This window comes from Pseudomonas sp. PICF6 (assembly GCF_009831705.1).
In the GTDB taxonomy this organism is placed as follows: domain Bacteria; phylum Pseudomonadota; class Gammaproteobacteria; order Pseudomonadales; family Pseudomonadaceae; genus Aquipseudomonas; species Aquipseudomonas rhizophila.
Window position 1 is genome coordinate 9884 of sequence record NZ_WUUD01000004.1, and the last position, 3536, is coordinate 13419.

The 3536-nt window shown below is 59.3% G+C and carries 3 protein-coding genes; 1 reads left to right on the forward strand and 2 read right to left on the reverse strand.

All coding sequences use genetic code 11. From position 1 onward, the window contains the following. Positions 1–894: 894 nt before the first annotated feature. Complete coding sequence (locus GSM73_RS03065) at positions 895–1266, forward strand: DUF6124 family protein (RefSeq protein ID WP_160891530.1); 372 nt, start codon at positions 895–897, stop codon at positions 1264–1266. 286 nt (positions 1267–1552) lie between these two features. Here GSM73_RS03065 and GSM73_RS03070 read toward each other — a convergent pair whose 3' ends face one another. Both GSM73_RS03070 and GSM73_RS26750 read right to left on the reverse strand, forming a co-directional pair. Beyond that, entirely contained in the window at positions 1553–1891 is a 339-nt protein-coding gene (locus tag GSM73_RS03070; protein WP_047230543.1) for a hypothetical protein, read from the reverse strand. A gap of 139 nt (positions 1892–2030) precedes the next feature. Then, positions 2031–3536, reverse strand: a 1506-nt coding sequence (locus tag GSM73_RS26750; protein WP_256676667.1) for a type I secretion C-terminal target domain-containing protein, incomplete at its 5' end; no start/stop codon positions are given.

Here is a 3536-nt window from a genome sequence, read left to right on the forward strand (position 1 = left end):
GGCTTTGGCGGGTGTACACCAATCAGACTTGTTTGAGCAGGACCTGTGGGAGCAAAGCTTGCTCGCGAGGCGGCCTTATAGCCGACCTGCTCTTGCGGGTGTGCACCATCAGACCAGTTTGAGCAGGATTTGTGGGAGCAAAACTTGTTCGCGATGAGGCCGACACATCCAACATCTTCATCAACTGAACCACCGCCATCGCGAGCAAGCTTTGCTCCCACAGGATGAACGCGGTCATCAAAAAACAGGTCGGCTGTCAGGCCGCCTCGCCAAGCTTTTGATCTGGGACGCCCCGTTAACCACGCTGGCCGAACGCAGGCATTGCGTAGGGGGCACCTCGGCATGGATGCCGAGGTAGCCGCGCTGGGCCATGGATGGCCCTTCGCGGCGGGCCCACGGAGCAATGCCGGAGTGAGGGCACACCGAGCCTAAGCGAGGTGCCGAGTGGTGGGGCAAAAGCGCTTTGGTAACTTTCGCCTGGGCCGGCTTCCGGATTTTCGAAAGTGACCCGCTGTAAGAGCGGAACCGCCAGTAGCCGTTACCGCAGAAACGGATATACACCCCCTCTAAAAGTAAGGTCCTAGGAGATTTCTCTCAAGTTGTAGCGAAGCTGGTGAACTTGTCCGCCTTTGGCCTCACCGCTAGTCTGGGTTTGTCACTGAAAAAACGGTGACACGGACGTGCAAGTCCGAAGAAACTGTTTAGGATGCGACGCTACATCGCTCAGGGGCATTCTTCTGCCCACTGGCTTTATGGCGGCTGCACGCAGGAGATCCTTGGATCTGCTGGGTGTCCTAAACAGGCCCGGTCTTGCACACCTGCGTTCGGCCGCCACCCTCATTCGCGTGCAAGCGGACGGTGACGGTTTCCACTTAACTGTTTAGGAAATCTCTAATGTTTAAAGTAACTCCGAATCCGCCAGAAAACCCTGGCAACATCTCCGGAAAATCCTCGAAATCTAAAAAGCTCGATGAAGCCGCCGAGCGCGCCCTCGACTATTACCTCAATCCAAAACCCACCAATGAAGCCTCGGGAAAAACCCAAACCGCCCAGCTCTTCACGGTCTCCCCAGACATCGACACCGAAACCCTACTGGCCAATGCCTCCGAAGACCTGCTGTCCATCAGCGCCATCGCCGCCGACCTGGCTGATGACGTCGACGGCTCGCGCCGCAGCGTGATTCTGGCGATCAGCCGAATGGCCGACGGGGTGCATTTGTTGGTGGAGCGGGCGATGGATCGGCTTGAGGTTCAAACGTCGAACTGACAGGCCTGTGGCGGATTGAAGATGGCCATCGCGAGCAGGCTCGCTCCCACAAGAGGCCTGTTGGCGAATGGAAAATTGCGCCCTGACACAAATCCAATTGTGGGAGCGGGCTTGCTCGCGAAGGCGTCGGCACATCCAACATCATCGCAAACTGACCCACCGCTTTCGCGAGCAAGCCCGCTCCCACATAAGAACTGCGTGACGGCAATATCTGCGACTTGCCCCATCCCCCTGTGGGAGCGAGCCTGCTCGCGATGAGGGCAGCCCCGACACCGATGAACCAGGCTTAGATCAACCCTTTCTCATCATCATCGATCAACCGGCTCAACCCGCCCAAGGCTTCCCGGGCCTGGTTGCGGTCCATCAGCTTGGCCTGGGCCGCGGGGGGCAGGTCGGTGACGCGGATGACGCCTTTGCTGGTCAGCACCTGGATCAAGTCGTCGAGTACCCGGATCATTTCCAGGTCGCTCTGCTTGAGCTGCTTGAGGCTGTTTTCTACCGCCTGGTTGGCGAACCAGTCCTGGATTTCGTGGCTGTCGGCCGGCAGGGTTTCGGTGGCCTCCGCATAAGCGGTGGCTTCCACGCGCACCAGCAGGCCTTGTGCATCGCGTTGCACATAAAACATCGGGCATCCCTCATGTATGAAGCGGCGTCATGCTGGGCAGCATAGGCCAACTGCGCGCGAGTATGGAGGGTGGCGACAAAATCGTCATCCTGGATGCAGCCCGGTACGACCGCCCCTAAGGGCGGCCGTTAAGCCACGGTCAGCTGTTGTTGTGATCGACCTTGATGGTCGGATCACTGCCGGCGATCAACGAGTTCAGGTTGATGTTCGACCAGTTGTTACCTTCCAGCTTGATCGTCACATCAGGGGTGGCCGCTGCGGCGTCGCCCGCGTTGAACTTGCCGGAGGTGCTGACCTGCAGCGACGACACGCCATCGACCGTGCTGATCTTCAGGAAGTTGTCGATGGTGCTGCCGGTTTCGCCCTGCAACAGATCCCGCAGGTCGATCCGGTCACCTTCGCTGGCCTTGAAGTCCTTGATCACGTCGGTGCCGGTGTCGCCGGACTTCCAGACAAAGGTGTCGCCACCCAGACCACCGATCAGGGTGTCGTTGCCCTGGCCGCCGATCAGCGTGTCGTTGCCTTTGCCGCCGAGCAGGATGTCATTGCCCTTGCCGCCGTTGAGCAGGTCGTTGCCGCCCTGGCCGAAGATGATGTCATTACCGGCACCGCCCAGCAGTGTGTCATTGCCATCGTTGGCACCGGACACATCGAAAGCGTTGTAGTGCTCGGTGATGTACTGGTGCACGTTGCTGGTGGTGACTTTGCTGACTTCCACACCGCTCTGCTGGGCCACGAAGGCCTGAATGGACTGATAACCTTCGCCGGCGATGCCATTGAAGCTCACCAGGTCGCCGAACAGGATGTCGTTGCCGTCTGCCCCGTTGACTGTGTCAGCGCCCGGCAGGGTCGCTTCGGTGTGTCCGATGATGGAGTCGGCCAGGTTCTTGGGATCGATGTTGGTCTGCGGAGTCTTGTCCGAGTCGTAGTCCTTCAGGTCATCCAGCGTCACGCCTTTGTTCAGGCCGATGGCTTCCACGCCAGATACCGAACTCAACAGCGCGAAAGCGCTCAGGGAGTTGCTGGTGGTGGTCGAGCCGGTGCTGCTGCCGGTGCCGTCGCGGTACGACAACTCATAGGTGCCGTCGCCTTGGGCGCGCAATGTGCCCAATTCCTCACTGCTCCAGTAACCGCCCCAGGATTTTTTCCAGGTGAGCAGGGTGAGATTGCCGGATTCATCGACCTGAACGCGGTGCGTACTGTCGAGCTCGGCGCTGAACGTCTGGCCCAGCTTGTAGTTGGTCGTGGTGATCAGGCTGTCGAGCTTCACGTCGCCATACAAGGTCGGGTTCGTCTGCTCGCCGGACTGATAGTAGGTCGGCTGGCCGTCGGTGATGAAGTACGTCAGGTTCGTCGCGCCGGTGTTGCTCAGGGCTTCGCTGCTCTTGAACCAGTTGGCCGTGGTCTTGAACACGTCCTCGTAGTTGGTACCGCCGCCGGACACCATCGAATCCAGCACACTTTTGAGCAGCGCGAGTGCGTTCGGATCCTTGAGGTTGACCGATACGGTTTTATTCACCTGGCTGTCGAAGTCTGCCAGGAAAATGTTCACCGTCCCGGAGTTGCCGCCCATGCTCTGCTTGAGGGTGTTGAACACCGACGTCAACGAGTCCTTGGCGGCTGTGACGGACGCTGCGCTCATGCT